Origin of the sequence: Stutzerimonas chloritidismutans AW-1 (genome assembly GCF_000495915.1) — a bacterium.
GTDB classification, from domain to species: domain Bacteria; phylum Pseudomonadota; class Gammaproteobacteria; order Pseudomonadales; family Pseudomonadaceae; genus Stutzerimonas; species Stutzerimonas chloritidismutans.
On record NZ_AOFQ01000030.1, the window covers coordinates 1 to 15,258 of the forward strand.

General features: G+C 62.1%; 17 protein-coding genes. 9 read left to right on the plus strand and 8 right to left on the minus strand.

Features of this window, described 5'->3' with window-relative positions:
- The 3 genes from F753_RS34770 to F753_RS34780 form a co-directional block, all read left to right on the plus strand.
- Nucleotides 1-359 (plus strand): hypothetical protein (locus F753_RS34770; protein WP_023445103.1); only part of this gene is annotated, 359 nt, incomplete at its 5' end.
- A gap of 35 nt (nt 360-394) precedes the next feature.
- Entirely contained in the window at nt 395-1,177 is a 783-nt protein-coding gene (locus F753_RS34775; RefSeq protein WP_023445104.1) for a class II glutamine amidotransferase, read from the plus strand.
- Nucleotides 1,171-1,686 (plus strand): DUF2937 family protein, encoded by a 516-nt coding sequence (locus F753_RS34780; protein WP_031297597.1) that lies wholly within the window; start codon nt 1,171-1,173, stop codon nt 1,684-1,686. The genes F753_RS34775 and F753_RS34780 overlap by 7 nt, the downstream gene beginning before the upstream one ends.
- A 77-nt stretch (nt 1,687-1,763) precedes the next feature.
- Here F753_RS34780 and F753_RS34785 read toward each other — a convergent pair whose 3' ends face one another.
- From F753_RS34785 to F753_RS34800, 4 genes are all read right to left on the minus strand, one after another.
- The gene (locus F753_RS34785) at nt 1,764-2,942 is read right to left on the minus strand and encodes a vWA domain-containing protein (protein ID WP_023445106.1); all 1,179 of its coding nucleotides are present in this window, start codon (nt 2,940-2,942) and stop codon (nt 1,764-1,766) included.
- A gap of 45 nt (nt 2,943-2,987) precedes the next feature.
- Nucleotides 2,988-3,392, minus strand: a complete 405-nt coding sequence (locus F753_RS34790) for a GFA family protein (protein WP_023445107.1) — start codon at nt 3,390-3,392, stop codon at nt 2,988-2,990.
- A 51-nt stretch (nt 3,393-3,443) separates the two neighbouring features.
- Nucleotides 3,444-4,292 carry an AAA family ATPase gene (locus F753_RS34795; RefSeq protein ID WP_023445108.1) on the minus strand — a complete coding sequence of 283 codons (849 nt, stop codon included), beginning with the start codon at nt 4,290-4,292 and terminating at the stop codon, nt 3,444-3,446.
- A 157-nt stretch (nt 4,293-4,449) separates the two neighbouring features.
- Nucleotides 4,450-5,505, minus strand: coding sequence for a DUF748 domain-containing protein (locus F753_RS34800; protein WP_023445109.1), 1,056 nt, complete (start codon nt 5,503-5,505; stop codon nt 4,450-4,452).
- Nucleotides 5,506-5,628: 123 nt separating this feature from the next.
- Here F753_RS34800 and cysK point away from each other — a divergent pair, with 123 nt between their 5' ends.
- Nucleotides 5,629-6,603, plus strand: coding sequence for a cysteine synthase A (cysK, locus tag F753_RS34805; protein WP_023445110.1), 975 nt, complete (start codon nt 5,629-5,631; stop codon nt 6,601-6,603).
- A gap of 24 nt (nt 6,604-6,627) precedes the next feature.
- Here cysK and F753_RS34810 read toward each other — a convergent pair whose 3' ends face one another.
- Nucleotides 6,628-7,542, minus strand: coding sequence for a DMT family transporter (locus F753_RS34810; protein ID WP_023445111.1), 915 nt, complete (start codon nt 7,540-7,542; stop codon nt 6,628-6,630).
- Nucleotides 7,543-7,668: 126 nt separating this feature from the next.
- On the opposite strand from F753_RS34810, the gene aceK reads away from it, so the two are divergent.
- Both aceK and F753_RS50240 read left to right on the plus strand, forming a co-directional pair.
- The gene (aceK, locus tag F753_RS34815; protein ID WP_023445112.1) at nt 7,669-9,390 is read left to right on the plus strand and encodes a bifunctional isocitrate dehydrogenase kinase/phosphatase; all 1,722 of its coding nucleotides are present in this window, start codon (nt 7,669-7,671) and stop codon (nt 9,388-9,390) included.
- 192 nt (nt 9,391-9,582) lie between these two features.
- Nucleotides 9,583-9,702 (plus strand): PA1414 family protein, encoded by a 120-nt coding sequence (locus F753_RS50240; RefSeq protein WP_023445113.1) that lies wholly within the window; start codon nt 9,583-9,585, stop codon nt 9,700-9,702.
- Nucleotides 9,703-9,714: 12 nt separating this feature from the next.
- Here F753_RS50240 and F753_RS34820 read toward each other — a convergent pair whose 3' ends face one another.
- Complete coding sequence (locus F753_RS34820; RefSeq protein WP_023445114.1) at nt 9,715-10,386, minus strand: glutathione S-transferase; 672 nt, start codon at nt 10,384-10,386, stop codon at nt 9,715-9,717.
- 86 nt (nt 10,387-10,472) lie between these two features.
- Between F753_RS34820 and F753_RS34825 the strand changes: the two genes are divergently transcribed.
- Entirely contained in the window at nt 10,473-11,057 is a 585-nt protein-coding gene (locus tag F753_RS34825; RefSeq protein ID WP_031297599.1) for a tRNA-uridine aminocarboxypropyltransferase, read from the plus strand.
- 40 nt (nt 11,058-11,097) lie between these two features.
- Here the strand turns inward: F753_RS34825 and F753_RS34830 are convergent, their stop codons facing one another.
- Nucleotides 11,098-11,517 carry a YbaN family protein gene (locus tag F753_RS34830; protein WP_023445116.1) on the minus strand — a complete coding sequence of 140 codons (420 nt, stop codon included), beginning with the start codon at nt 11,515-11,517 and terminating at the stop codon, nt 11,098-11,100.
- A gap of 241 nt (nt 11,518-11,758) precedes the next feature.
- Entirely contained in the window at nt 11,759-12,346 is a 588-nt protein-coding gene (locus tag F753_RS34835) for a UPF0149 family protein (protein WP_023445117.1), read from the minus strand.
- A gap of 160 nt (nt 12,347-12,506) precedes the next feature.
- On the opposite strand from F753_RS34835, the gene recQ reads away from it, so the two are divergent.
- Together recQ and F753_RS34845 are read left to right on the plus strand one after the other, a co-directional pair.
- Complete coding sequence (gene recQ / locus F753_RS34840; protein WP_023445118.1) at nt 12,507-14,630, plus strand: DNA helicase RecQ; 2,124 nt, start codon at nt 12,507-12,509, stop codon at nt 14,628-14,630.
- A gap of 182 nt (nt 14,631-14,812) precedes the next feature.
- Nucleotides 14,813-15,244: a MarR family transcriptional regulator gene (locus F753_RS34845; protein WP_014820763.1), complete on the plus strand. Its 432-nt coding sequence runs from the start codon at nt 14,813-14,815 to the stop codon at nt 15,242-15,244.
- The last annotated feature ends 14 nt before the right edge of the window (nt 15,245-15,258 follow it).

A 15,258-nucleotide genomic window follows, 5' to 3' on the forward strand; every position in this document is an offset into this window, starting at 1 on the left:
GGGAGCCGCTACGACTGATCGCGGCTGTGTTGCTGTTCACGCCGACCATCGTCGACCCGGCGAAGGAACTCTTCGCGCCGGCGGTGGCCATTACCGCCATGGACATGATCTTCCAGGTGGGCAACAACGCCTGGCGCGCCGTGGCGGATCTGGCCATGTACGGGCTGATCGCATTCGGCCTGTATCTGCTGCTCGTCGCGATACGTTGGCCGATCGAGCGAAAGTATCGACGCCGCCGCGACACTGCGGACGAAGCCGAGGACAGCCGGACGCTGCGCGAACGCATGGAAGATGACAGCGATGACGAGCTGGATTACACGCCGTCACGCGGGCGGATGCGCACCGAACCCAGGCTCTAGTCGAGCGATTCACAGACACCGAGCGGAGATGACGCATGTGCGAGCTGCTGGGCATGAGCGCCAATGTTCCAACCGATATCGTTTTCAGCTTCACCGGTCTGATGCAGCGGGGCGGCAAGACCGGACCACACAAGGATGGCTGGGGTATCGCCTTCTATGAGGGACGCGGCTTGCGGTTGTTTCAGGACCCCGTTGCCAGCTGCGAATCCGAGGTGGCGAAGATGGTGCAGCGCTACCTGATCAAGAGCGAAGTGGTGATCGGCCACATCCGCCACGCCAATGTCGGCAAGGTTTCCCTGGTCAATACCCACCCCTTCGTCCGCGAACTCTGGGGGCAGCACTGGTGCTTCGCGCACAATGGTCAGCTTTCGGACTTCGAGCCCGGCAAGGGCATCTATCGCCCGGTCGGCGACACCGATAGCGAGCGCGCCTTCTGCGACCTGCTGAACCGCATCCGACTGGATTTCCCTGACCGTTGCGACCCGCAGAGCCTGCTGCCTGTGTTGCTCGGCGCCTGCAACGAGTATCGCCGCAAGGGCGTGTTCAATTGCCTGCTAAGCAACGGTGAATGGTTGTTCAGCTTCTGCAGCACCAAACTTGCGGAAATCACCCGGCGCGCCCCGTTCGGCCCTGCTCAACTCAGAGACGCCGAGTTGACGGTGAACTTCCATGCCGAAACCACCCCTGACGATGTCGTCACCGTGCTGGCGACCGAACCGCTGACCAATAACGAGCAATGGACCCTGCACGAGCCCGGTCAATGGAGCCTCTGGCAGCAGGGGGAATGCGTCGCGCAGGGCAAGGTGGCGGCATGCTGAGAAGTTATCTGCGCCTGACCCTGTTTGCGTTCGGCTTGCTGGTGGGCGTACAGGTGCCGGGTTTCATCGATGCCTATGCCAAGCACGTCGAGGCGAGGCGCCTTGAGGCCGAGCAGGGTTTGCACGGCTTTCAGGACACAGCGCGGCGCTTCTTCAGCGGCGATCTGGATGCGCTAGTGCGGCACTATCGAGATAGCGACGACCCGGTTTTCCAGAACGACGCTCAAAGCGTCGAGCATCTGGTGTCGCGGGCCCGCCTGCTCGAGCGCGAGTGGCAGGCGATGCAGCGACAGTGGTACGCACGCGCCATTCACGTACTGCTCGGCGCCGAGCGCAGTCTGCGCGAGCAGGTATGGAGCAGCTATCGCTTCCAGGTCCTGCTGGCGCCCGCAGCCATTGCCTGGGGGCTGAGTTGCGCACTGTTGCTGGCCTGGCTGGTGGAGAGCCTGCTGCTGGCGGCAAGCTTCCCGTTCCGCTCGCGGCGCCGCTACCGTGCCTTTCGCTCGTAATGGTTGCTGGACGTTGCACTGACGGCTGCCTGGGCTAGTCGCGGCCCGGGCAGCGGCTGGCGAACGGACGGATCAACTCACTTCGCCAGAAACTTCATCCCGTCCTCGAGCCCGCTCAGCGTCAGCGGATACATGCGGTCCTCCACCAGCTCGCGGATGATGCCGGTGGACGTGGTGTAGCCCCAGGTGTCCTTTGGGTAGGGGTTGATCCAGATGAGCTTCTTGTACTTCTCCATGAAGCGTTGCATCCAGACGTAGCCGGCTTCCTCGTTCCAGTGCTCGACGCTACCGCCCGGCTGGGTGACCTCATAGGGTGCCATCGCCGCGTCGCCGACGAACACCACCTTGTAGTCCGCGCCGTACTTGTGCAGCACGTCCAGGGTCGACGTGCGTTCCGAAGTGCGGCGGAAATTGTTCTTCCACACCGACTCGTAAATGAAGTTGTGGAAGTAAAAGTACTCGAGGTGCTTGAACTCGGTCTTGCAGGCCGAGAACAGCTCTTCGCAGACCTTCACGTGGGCGTCCATCGAACCGCCGATGTCGAACAGGATCAGCAGCTTCACCGCATTGCGCCGCTCCGGGCGCATCTGGATGTTGAGCAGGCCGGCATCTCGCGCGGTATGGTCGATTGTGCCGTCGATATCCAGCTCGTCCGCCGCGCCCTGGCGAGCGAACTTGCGCAGGCGGCGCAGGGCGATCTTGATGTTGCGCGTACCGAGCTCAACCTGGTCGTCGAGGTTCTTGTACTCGCGCTGGTCCCAGACCTTCACCGCCTTGCCCTGGCGCTTGCCGGCGTCGCCGATGCGGATGCCTTCGGGGTTGTAGCCGCCCGAACCGAAGGGGCTGGTGCCGCCGGTGCCGATCCACTTGTTGCCGCCGGCGTGGCGTTCCTTCTGTTCCTCGAGACGCTTCTTGAACTCTTCGATCAACTTGTCCAGGCCGCCTAGGGACTGGATCTGCGCTCGTTCCTCGTCGGTCAGGCTGCGCTCGAATTCCTTGCGCAGCCAGTCTTTGGGGATAAGCGCCTCGAGATGCTGATCGAGGTTTTCCAGGCCTTTGAAATAGGCACCGAAGGCCCGGTCGAATTTGTCGAAGTGGCGCTCGTCCTTGACCATCACCGTGCGTGCCAGGAAATAGAACTCGTCCATGTCGGCGAACACGACGCGGTGCTTGAGCGCATCGATCAGGTCTAGCAGTTCGCGCACCGATACCGGGACCTTGGCGGCGCGCATCTCGTTGAACAGGCCAAGCAGCATGGCAGAAACCTCTGGCGCCGACAGTCGGCGCTATATACGGGGCGCTCAGCGCGGGCTGTCGCCGTTGTGTTGGGGCATGCCGTCGCGAATCGCGTACCAGTCCGCCTTCGAGTCGACGTAGATATGCGACTGCGGCGGCTCCGGCAGCGGCGAGTCGAGGGTGCCGGCGGCGACGCCGACCTCGTGCTCGCGGTTGTCGACGAAGAGCAGATTGGCGCCGCAGCGAATGCAGAAGGTTCGCGTCACATGTTCGGAGGAATGGTAGACGCCGAGCTGATCCTTGCCGGACATGAAGTGCAGGGCGTCCAGTGGCACGCTCGCGTAGCTGGCGAAGGCGGCGCCATGGGCCTTGCGGCACATCTTGCAGTGGCAGTGGGTCAACTCGTCGATGGGGGCGTCGATGCGATAGCGCACGACGCCGCACAGGCAACTACCGGTATGCGTTTGCATGGTTTGTTCCTCCAGTGAGTGCGCGACCGGCGCCACCGAAGCCGGCACCGATCAGCGGCTGTTGGCGCGTCGACTCATGAAGGCTAGACGCTCCAGCAGCATCACGTCCTGCTCGTTCTTCACCAGAGCACCAGCCAGCGGCGGGATGGCGCGGGTCGGGTCGCGCTCGCGCAGCACTGCCTCGCCGATGTTGTCGGCCATCAGCAGCTTCAGCCAGTCGACCAGCTCTGAGGTCGAGGGCTTCTTCTTCAGCCCTGGCACCTTGCGCACGTCGAAGAACACGTCCAGCGCCTCGCTGACCAGATCCTTCTTGATGTCGGGGTAGTGCACATCGACGATGCGCTGCAGCGTTTCCCGGTCCGGGAAGGCGATGTAGTGGAAGAAGCAACGGCGGAGGAAGGCGTCAGGCAGCTCCTTCTCGTTGTTCGAGGTGATGATGATGATCGGCCGTTGGGTCGCCTTGATGGTTTCGTTGGTCTCATAGACGTAGAACTCCATCTTGTCGAGCTCCTGCAACAGGTCGTTGGGGAATTCGATGTCGGCCTTGTCGATTTCGTCGATCAGCAGGATGACCCGCTCCTCGCTCTCGAAGGCCTCCCACAGCTTGCCTTTCTTGATGTAGTTGCGGACGTCATGGACCTTGTCCACGCCCAGCTGGGAGTCGCGCAGGCGGCTTACCGCATCGTATTCGTAGAGGCCCTGATGCGCCTTGGTAGTGGACTTGATGTGCCAGGTGATGAGTTTGGCGCCGAAGGATTCGGCCAGTTGCTCGGCCAGCATGGTCTTGCCGGTGCCGGGTTCGCCCTTGACCAGCAACGGGCGCTGCAGGGTGATGGCGGCGTTGACCGCGAGTTTCAGGTCGTCGGTGGCGACGTAGGACTGGGTGCCTTCGAATTTCATTGCGGATTCCTTCGGCGGGCCTGGCATGCAGGCGCTCGTTGTAGTCAGGAGGGGACTATAAGGGAAGCTCGTGTGAGTGTGAACGCGAGAGCATCATTCAGTCACTGAATGGCTGCGCGTGCGCTTCTGGTGACGCCGCTTGGTCACTCGTCATCGCTCAGGGATCGTCGAATCGAGCAGAGAAGGCTTCGACGAAGGCGTTGCGCAGTATCTCGACGAAGGCCTGGAATGGGCTCACGTCGGTTTCGCGGGTGGTGCCGGACAGCTCGACACGGGTCGCAAACTGATCCTTGCGCTGGTTTTCCAGCACCTCCTGCCCGCCCCCGACCACGGCCTCCCAGAGGCCGCGAAAGAAACCCTTGTCCTCGTTCGCTACATCCTGTTCGTAATCGAAGATATCGACATTGCGCAGCAACGGCTTGATGTAGCCGTCGAGCTGACTGTCGGTGGCCTGCACTTCGAGGACGAGATCACCCGTTCCGCCGGCGAAATCGAAGTTGGCATAGGCGCGACTGAGGTCGTTCAGCTGCTTTAGCGGTACCTCGGTGACGCGCAGATTGACCTCGAAGTCCTCCCAGTCGGTAAATGGGTCGAAGCTGGCCGTCGCCTCGATCGGCGCCTGGTCGAACAGCTTGCCGGTGCCCTCGAACGCTGCCGTGCGGGTGCCATCGGCATCATCGGTGTTGGTCAGGTTATACAGGCTGGCCTGGATGTCGCTGGCGTAGACGTGCACCTGTGGGTCGGAAGAGAAGTTGCGAAAAGACAGCTGTCCATCGACAACGCGAATCTCGTTCAGCGTGATCGGTATCAGGGCATCGAGCTGGTCGCGCCAATCGACTCCTTTACCGCTTTGTGAATCGCCGCTGTCGCCGCCATCGACGAAGTTCAGGTGCGGTTGTTCAAAGATCACCTCGCCGACGATCTCGCGGTGACGCAGGATTGCGTCCCAGCTGATGGCGATATCGATACCTGGCGCCTTCAGCAGCGGCGCCTGAACGCGCTCGTCCTTCTTCTCGATCAACAGCCCTTCGACGCGATAAGCCCCGCGCCACCAAGCCAGATCGACGTCTTCGACATGGCCCTGATAGTCGCCCATGTCGGCCATCTTTTCGTTCAGGTAATTGCGCACCAGGTGGGGCAGGGCGAGGTGCAGCACGATCAGCAGCAGGCCGAGTGCGAGAAGAATCCACAGGGGAAGCAGGCGACGGGTCATGGCATTCCGGGGATGTGGGCGTGTTGACGATGGACCCCAGGTTTCCGCCGTGAGTTCGGCTGGACTGACGCCTGGACTGCGCATAGGCTGATTGGTCTGGTACACCTCGGACAGGGCATTCCCATGAGTCGCATATTCGCAGACAACGCACGCTCCATCGGCAACACCCCGTTGGTCATGATCAACCGCCTTGGTCCCAAGGGCGTCAGCATCATGGCCAAGATCGAAGGCCGGAACCCGGCCTACTCCGTCAAGTGCCGAATCGGTGCCGGGATGATCTGGGATGCCGAAGACAGCGGCCGGATCAAGCCCGGCATGACGCTGGTCGAGCCAACCTCGGGCAATACCGGGATCGGTCTGGCCTTCGTTGCCGCTGCACGCGGCTACAAGCTCATGCTCACCATGCCGGCTTCCATGAGCCTTGAGCGGCGCAAGGTGCTGAAAGCTCTTGGTGCCGAACTGGTGCTTACCGAGCCGGCGAAGGGCATGAAGGGCGCGATCGAGAAGGCCGCCGAAATCGCGGCTTCGAACCCCGAGCAGTACTACATGCCGCAGCAGTTCGAAAACCCGTCCAACCCGGCGATCCATGAAAAGACCACTGGCCCAGAAATCTGGAACGACACCGACGGCAGCATCGATGTGCTGGTGGCCGGCGTCGGAACGGGCGGCACCATTACCGGTGTTTCGCGCTACATCAAGAACACCAAGGGCAAGCAGATCCTCAGCGTTGCCGTGGAGCCGACCAGCTCGCCGGTTATCAGCCAGACCCTGGCGGGTGACGAGGTCAAGCCCAGCCCGCACAAGATTCAGGGGATCGGCGCAGGCTTCGTGCCGAAGAACCTCGACCTGTCCATCGTCGATCAGGTCGAACTGGTCGACGACGAGGAGGCCAAGCAGATGGCGCTGCGGCTGATGCGCGAAGAGGGCATTCTTTGCGGCATTTCCTGCGGCGCGGCGATGGCTGCGGCGGTCCGTCTGGCCGAGCGTCCGGAAATGCAGGGCAAGAACATCGTGGTGATCCTGCCGGATTCCGGCGAGCGCTACCTATCCAGCATGCTGTTCACCGACATGTTCAGCGAGCAGGAACTGGTGCAGTGATGCGGTGCGACGCAGCTGAGCAATTCAGCTGCGTCGCAACTGCGCCGTTGGTCGTGTGGTTGGCGCCTGGCGCAGAATCAACCACAGCGCGAGCGCGATCAGCGCACCGCCCTGGACGTAAGCCCAGGAAAGTGGCTCATCAAGAAAGATAACGCCCCACAGCACGCCAAATGGCGGGATCAGGAAGGTCACCGTCAGTGTCTTGACCGGTCCGATATCCGCCAGCAAGCGGAAGTAGAGGATGTAGGCGAACGCCGTACAGACCAGCCCCAGACCCAGCAGACTCAGCCAGACCGTCGAATCGCCCCAGTTCACCGGCGGCGCATTCAGTAACGATAGTCCGAACAATGGCAACAGGCACAGTGCCGCACCGAGCTGGCTACCGAACGCGACCACTTCGCTGTCCAGGCCTTCGCCCTGGTTGATCCAGCGGCGGGTGAGAAAGCCGCCGAAGCCATAACAGGCGGTGGCGCCCAGGCATGCCAGTGCGCCGAGCAGCAGCTCCGTGTCGAATGGCACCGGCCCGATTCGCATCAGCAATGCCACGCCTCCGAGCCCGCTGAAAACGCCGATAATCTTGGCGAGCGTCAACTCCTCGGCGAAGAACAGGGCGCCGATCAGTACGCCCATCATCGGCGTGGTGGCATTGAAGATCGCCGAATAGCCAGCCGGCACCAGCTGCGCGGCCACCGAATACAGTGCGAACGGCAAGCCGGAATTGATCACGCCCAGCACCAGGCACAACCCCAGCTTGCCGCGGAAATCCCAGCGCGTGCGCAGCAACAGCAGGATGACCAGCAGCCCTGCGGTTGCCAGCAGCACACGAAAGAACGCCGTGGGAAAGGTGCCGAGCACTGGGGCAATGATGCGTAGAAAAAGAAAACTTGCGCCCCAGATGGCGGCGAGAGCAAGCAGGCGGAACATGTCGAGCGGGCGCATGGGGCGGCTCCACCGGAAGGGAGCTGCAAGTGTTGTCGCCCATCAGCCAACTGGCAATCCGAAACCGACTTTCAAACGGCGTGCTGCTAAGCTCGGCGGACGTTCATGTCCTGCAGTGGGTGCATCATGGTGCAGCAGAAACTGGCCGCTGAAATTGCTCGGCAGATCCTCCTGGGCTTCGACGACTACCGAGAGCACTTTCGCCTGATCACCGAAGGCGCGCGGGCGCGCTTCGAGCAGGCGCATTGGCAGGAAGCGCAGCGCGCATCGGCGGCGCGGATCAACCTCTACGAAGAGAAGGTTGGTGAAACCCGGCGTGGCCTGCTGGCCGGTTTCGATCACGCCGACCTGCTTCAGGTCGAGGCCTGGCCGCAGATCAAAAGTGCCTACATCGAGCTGATCAACCCGCGCTTCGACGACGAGCTGTCGGAGACCTGGTACAACTCGATCTTCTGTGGGCTGTTCAGCCATGACTGCATCAGCGACGGCACCATGTTCATCCATACCACCCGTCCGGCGGTGCGTGCTCATGAACGGCTGGCGCAAACCCGTACCTACCAGCCCAACGGCGACTTGAGCGGGATGCTCGAACAGATCCTTGGCGATTACGCATTCGCCGTGCCCTACTGCGACTTGCCAGGAGACCAGCGGCGCCTGCAGGCGCAATTGCACGAGACCCTGCCCGACTGGGTCTGCAAGGACCCGGAGCTGACCGTGGAGCTGTTCGTCTCGGTGCTCTATCGCAACAAGGGGGCATACCTGCTTGGGCGGATCTTCACCCGCGACGAACAGTGGCCGCTGGTCATCCCGCTACTGCACCGCGAGGGTGAGGGCATCATTGCCGACGCGCTGATCACCGACGAGGCGGAGGTGTCGATCATCTTCTCCTTCACCCGCTCGTATTTCATGGTCGAGGTGCCGATTCCGGCGGAGTTTGTCGGCTTCCTCAAGCGCATCCTGCCCGGCAAGCACATCGCCGAGTTGTACACCTCGATCGGCTTCTACAAGCACGGTAAGTCGGAGTTCTATCGTGCGCTGATCGATCACCTGGCCAATACCGACGACCGCTTCGTCATGGCGCCCGGCGTTCGCGGCATGGTGATGACGGTGTTCACGCTGCCGGGCTTCAATACGGTGTTCAAGCTGATCAAGGACCGCTTCTCGCCGATCAAGAGCGTCAACCGAGCCACGGTGATCGAGAAGTATCGGCTGGTGAAGAGCGTCGACCGGGTAGGGCGCATGGCCGACACCCAGGAGTTCGCGGATTTCCGTTTCCCCAAGGCGAAATTCGATCCGGAATGTCTGGCCGAACTGCTGGAGGTGGCGCCGTCAACGGTCGAGGTGCAGGGCGATACCGTGCTGGTGCGCCACTGCTGGACCGAGCGCCGCATGACGCCCCTGAATCTCTACCTCGAGCATGCCAGCGACGAGCAGGTGCGCGAGGTGCTGGAAGACTACGGGCTGGCGATCAAACAGTTGGCGGCGGCGAATATCTTTCCCGGCGACATGCTGCTGAAGAACTTCGGCGTCACCCGCCATGGTCGGGTGGTGTTCTACGACTATGACGAGATCAGCTTTCTGACCGAAGTGAATTTCCGCCATATTCCGCCGCCGCGCTATCCCGAGGATGAAATGGCGTCCGAGCCCTGGTATTCGGTGGGGCCGAACGATGTATTTCCCGAGGAATTCCCGCGCTTTCTGTTCGCCGACCATGGCCAGCGCCGGCTTTTCGCCAGCTTGCATGGCGAGCTCTACGATGCTGATTACTGGAAAGGGCTGCAGGACGCCATCAGCGGCGGCAAGGTGATCGATGTGTTCCCTTATCGACGCAAGGCTGATCGCAACTGAAGACCGGCAGTGAATTCGTTTGAACGCCTTGCGCCGCCTCGGTCGCAGTTGTAAAGCGCCGTAACAAAGCGGCGCTCCATTCGGGGATCGCGCTTGCAAAGGGCACGAGCGCCGGAGCCGAAGTTGAATTATGCTGTCCACGAAGCCCGCATGGCTCCGATGTAGCCCGTTATATCGCAGGAGGGTGTGACCATGAAAGCAAGGCTCAACGAGATGTTCTGGAAGTTGGCGGTCGCTCTTGGTTTGATCGAACCGCCTCGTATGCAACCCATCCCGGTACGCGCCCAGCGCGAGCAGGAACGCCGCCGCTAAGTTTGGTGGCGTCTACGCGGTGGGCAAGGCGGGTCCTCCGCGCTCCACGGCTCGTTTGTAAGCGGGCCGCTGCTGTATCCGCTGCAAAAAATCCATCAGGCGTGGGCGACTCTCGTCCAGGCCGGCTCTGGAACGGGCAGCTTCCAGCGGGAAGCTCATCTGTATATCCGCTGCGCTGAACGTGCTGCCTGCAAACCAGTCGGACTTCTCCAGTTCCGCTTCCATGTAATCGAGATGGGTCTTCAGTTGTGGCCCGATGAAGGCGCTGTTAGCGCCCTTGGCGATTGCGCGCGCGATAGGGCGAACAAAGAACGGCATCGGCCCATTGGCGACGCGGTCGAATACCAGCCGCAGTAGCAGTGGGGGCATCGCAGAGCCTTCCGCGTAATGCATCCAGTAGCGAAAACGACGGTATTCCGGAGTGCCGCCCTGCGGCATCAGGCGTCCGTTGCCATAGCGTTCCAGCAGGTATTCGAGGATGGCTGCCGATTCGGCCAGCGTCAGGTCGTCGTCGGTGATCACTGGAGACTTGCCCAGTGGGTGTACGGCTTTCAGCTCTGCTGGCGCGAGCATGGTCTTCGGGTCGCGCGGATAACGCTTCAGCTCGTAAAGCAGTTCCAGTTCTTCCAGCAGCCACAGGACGCGGTGCGAGCGGGAGTGGTTCAAATGGTGGACGGTGATCATGCCTGCTCCTCATGCGGGGACGTCGCAAGCATAGTCGCTCTGCAGAGCAGTGGCCGTTATGGCAGACTCCGCCGCCGAGGTGAACCATGTCCCGTCCACGATGCTCACGCTGCCAGCGCCCGTCTTCCCTGTGCCTTTGCGCGCTGATACCTGCGCTGGATAGCCGTACCCAGGTGCTCATCCTCCAGCATTCCAGTGAAGCGAGTCATGCGCTCAATACGGCGCGCCTGGCCGCGTTGGGGCTGCGCAATGCAGAACTGCGGGTGGGCGAGCGCTTCGAGGCCGATTGCGATGCCGCACGGCCGAGCTACCTGTTATTTCCCGGCGAAGATGCGATACCGCTAGGGAGTCTGGCCGATGCCGCCCAACCCGTGCGCCTGATCGTGCCGGATGGGACCTGGCGAAAGGCGCGCAAGATCCTGCACGTCAATCCATGGCTGGCTGGGTTGCCGCGGGTCGCGCTGCCAGAAGGGCTGAACTCCCGCTATCGCTTACGCAAAGCGCCAATGCCCGGCGCGTTGTCGACCATCGAGGCGATCGTTACGGCACTTAACCTACTGGAAAGCCCCAGCCGATTCGATGAGTTGCTCCGTCCGTTCGACGCCTTGATCGAGGGCCAGATTCAGGCTATGGGGCGGGAGGTATATCAGCGTAATCATGCCGACACCTAGAGGTATGCGAGCGAAAGCGCTATGGCGGTGCGGAGCTGATTTACCTGAAACCAGTGTCATTGCTGACCGGCAATGTTTTCTGCCTGAGGATGTAAAGCGTCACCAGCGTCGCGCTCAGTAGCATCCCGATGCGGGCCCACATCAGTGGCACCAGCCAGCAGGATATGCCGATGCTTATCCACATGGTGGCGATGGCGTATACCTTGCCCTTGAGCGGAATACCGTTCCCTTCCAGGTAGTCACGAAACCACGGACCGAGCCGTGGGTGGCCTACCAGCCAGTCATAGAAACGTTGCGAGCTACGCACGAAACAGGCCGCGGCCAGCAGCAGGAATGGTGTGGTCGGCAGGACGGGCAGGAAGATGCCGACGACGCCCAGCACAACGGCCAGCCAGCCGACGCCGAGCAGGATCGATCGGATCAGAGGGTTGCGATGCTGCCGGATATCGCGATGGGCCATGGTACTAGTCAGCCCGGTTCTTTGATTTCGCTGCGATCTGTGCTCGGCTGGCTCACGTCAGCGTCGTCAGATATTCGCGATGGGCATCGAAATGTGCAGAACAATGCCTTTCCCTCCTGTGGTGCTAGCCAGCGGGACAGGTCCGGCAGTGGGGCGACGCGCCGGCGACTGCGCTCCGGCAGTCGCACCGTTGCAGGTGAGCATGACGCCCACCTTGACGCTTGGCCCCCTCCGCAGCCGGTCAGTGGCGACGCGGCTTGAGCAGGGCTGGCTTTTCCTCGGGGGCATGGCAGATCAGGTAGAGGGCCGTCAGTAGCTCGGGGATCTGCGCCACCATTTCGTCGACCAGCTCGGGGTTGTCGGCGATATCGGCGAATTCCGGTTGCTCGTCGAACAGGCCCGAACCGACCATGATCGGCAGCAGCAGCTCGCTGACTTCCTCTTCGGAGTCCTCGAACCAGATCGCCTCGCGCATGAACACGCCTTCCATGAAGCCGATGCACCAACCGCGCAGATCGGATTCGTCCGGCTCTTCACCCAGGTCCAGTTCGCACGGCAGTTCCATGTCCTCGTCACTGGCCAGCTGGCGGGCAATATGTGCCTTGAGCTGAACCAGCGTGGCCTCGATGGCTTCGCGCTCGGTGTCGTCCTTGTACTTGGGTGGTTCGGAGAACAGCGCGTCGATCCATTCACGCTCAGGCACCTGTTCGGAGCAGATGCACAGTGCGGTCAGGTAGCCATGGGCGGCGATGTAATCCAGTGCTTCCTCGTGCAGGTCATCTGCATCAAGAAAGACTTGCAGGCGGGCGAGTTGCTCGGCGAATGACATCGGGAACTACCTTGGGGGCTGGAAGACAACCCGGATTCTAGACGAGGCGCGGGGCGCAGGCTACTCGTGCCTTCGGATGACGCCTCGTCCGTATTGGCCGCGCGATCCTGAACTCCATGGTTCGCTCGCGTATACTGCGCGCCTTGTTTCGGAGACCGGCATGCTCGACCAGGCACAGCGCATCCTTAAAGACGTATTCGGCTACGACGCGTTTCGTGGCAACCAGGGCGCGATCATCGAGCGTGTCGGCAGTGGCGGCGATGCGCTGGTACTGATGCCGACCGGCGGCGGCAAGTCCCTGTGCTACCAGGTTCCGGCGCTCTTGCGCGAAGGACTGGCGGTGGTGGTTTCGCCGCTGATCGCGCTGATGGACGACCAGGTCGCGACACTCGACGAGCTGGGCGTCTCGGCCGTTGCGCTCAACTCGACGCTGAGCGCCGATGAGCAGCGCGAGATCGCTGAGCGCATCCGACGCAACGAGATCAAGATGCTCTATCTCGCGCCTGAGCGACTGGTTCAGCCCCGCATGCTGGCGTTCCTGCAGCGGCTGGATATCGCCCTGTTTGCCATCGACGAGGCCCATTGCGTCTCCCAGTGGGGGCACGATTTCCGTCCCGAGTACATGCAGCTGGGCCAGCTGGCCGAACTGTTTCCTGGCGTGCCGCGTATTGCGCTTACCGCGACGGCGGACAAGCGGACGCGGAAAGAAATCGTCCAGCGTCTGCATCTGGAGAACGCCGAACGGTTTCTCTCCAGTTTCGACCGACCGAACATCTTCTATCGCATCGTGCCCAAGGAGCAGCCGCGCAAGCAGCTGCTGGGTTTCCTAGCCGAACGCCGCGGCGATGCCGGCATTGTCTATTGCATGTCGCGCAAGAAGGTCGATGACCTGGCTGCGTTCCTCAGCGAGCAGGGCTTTCCGGCACTGCCTTACCACGCGGGCCTGCCCAACGAGCTGCGCGCCTATCACCAGAAGCGTTTCCTCAACGAGGAAGGCCTGATCATGGTCGCGACCATCGCCTTCGGCATGGGGATCGACAAGCCCAACGTGCGCTTCGTCGCCCACCTTGATCTGCCCAAGTCGCTGGAAGCCTACTATCAGGAAACCGGACGGGCAGGGCGCGACGGGCTGCCTGCCGACGCCTGGATGGCCTATGGCCTGCAGGATGTGATCTTCCTCAAGCAGATGCTCAACAACTCAGAGGGTGATGAGCGGCACAAGCGGGTCGAGCAGCACAAGCTCGATGCCATGCTGGCGCTTTGCGAGGAAACCCGCTGCCGGCGCCAGGCGCTGCTCGCGTATTTCGATGAAGAGCTACCCAACCCCTGCGGTCATTGCGACAACTGCGTCGATGGCGTGCAGACCTGGAATGCCACCGAGCCCGCCCGTCAGGCGCTATCGGCGATCTACCGCAGCGGCCAGCGTTACGGCGTCGGCCATCTGGTGGACATCCTCCTCGGGCGTGACAATGACAAGGTCCGCGGCTTGGGCCATCAGCATCTGTCCGTGTTCGGTATGGGCAAGGCGCTGGCTGAGGCTGAGTGGCGTTCGCTGTTTCGCCAGCTGGTGGCGCGCGGGCTGGCGGACGTCGACCTGGATGGTTTCGGTGGGCTGCGTCTGAGTGACAGCTGCCGGCCATTGCTGCGTGGAGAGGTGAGCCTCGAACTTCGCCGTGATCTGACCAGCAAGGCACCGAAGCCGGCAGCCAGTGCCGCCAGCCAGCTGGTGCGCAGCGAGGAACGGGAAACCTGGGAAGCGCTGCGCACCTTGCGCCGCAAACTGGCCGAAGAACACGGTGTGCCGCCGTATGTGATTTTCCCGGATGCCACGCTGCTGGAGATGCTACGCAGCCAGCCGGCCTCGCTGTCGGACATGGCCACCATCAGCGGTGTCGGCGCGCGCAAGCTGGAGCGCTACGGTCAGGCCTTCCTGGAGGTGCTGCAAGGCAGCGTCGAAGTGGCTAAGTCACCTGCCGATATACGACACGAATTGATCACGCTGGCGCGCGCAGGCATGACGCCTGCACAGATCGCGCGTCAGCTCGACTGCAGTGAGAAGAACGTCTACGCAATGCTCGCCGAAGCCATCGGTCTGCAACAGCTGAGCCTAGAACAGGCGCTGGATCTGCCCGAGGATCTGCTCGGGGAAATCCAGGAGGCCTTTCTCGACGGCGAGGGCGAGCTGCCACCGGTGAGCGCCGTGGCCGAGCAGTTCGCTGGGCGGGTACCCGAACAGGTGCTTTATTGCGTGCGTGCCGCACTGCAGGTCGAGTTCGAATTGTAACCAGGTGCATCCCTGCAGCTCGGTCGGAAGCTGCTGCGACAGCGGGTGTCTGCCGGGCTGCAACGCCCGCCGTGCCATCATTACGACTTCTGTCGCTCGATCAAGGTTCGAAGGTCGTCTTGCCTGCTTTCCGGAGCTGTGGTTAGCTCACTAATAATTAGTTTTTGCAGGAATGGCCGTAGATGTACGCCGAGCAACATCGCTTTGCCATGCAATTGGCGCAACTTTCTCGTGGCTGGCGCGCTGAACTGGATCGACGCCTGGCTGATCTCGGACTCTCGCAGGCGCGCTGGCTGGTGCTGTTGCACCTGGCCCGTTTCGATCACGAACCCACCCAGCGCGAGCTGGCCCAAAGCGTTGCCGTTGAAGGGCCGACGCTGGCCCGCTTGCTCGATAGTCTCGAAGCGCAGGGGCTGGTGCATCGTAAGGCGTCTGCAGAGGATCGCCGGGCCAAACGCATTTCCCTGGGTGCGCCGGCACGGCCGCTGATCGAGAAGATCGAGGCGATTTCCACGCAGGTGCGTCAGGAAGCCTTTGCCGGGATCGACGAGGAGGATCTGCGCAAGTGCCAGCAGGTGCATGCACGGATCCTGGCCAATCTCGACCGGCGCTGATCCAGGCTGGGCAC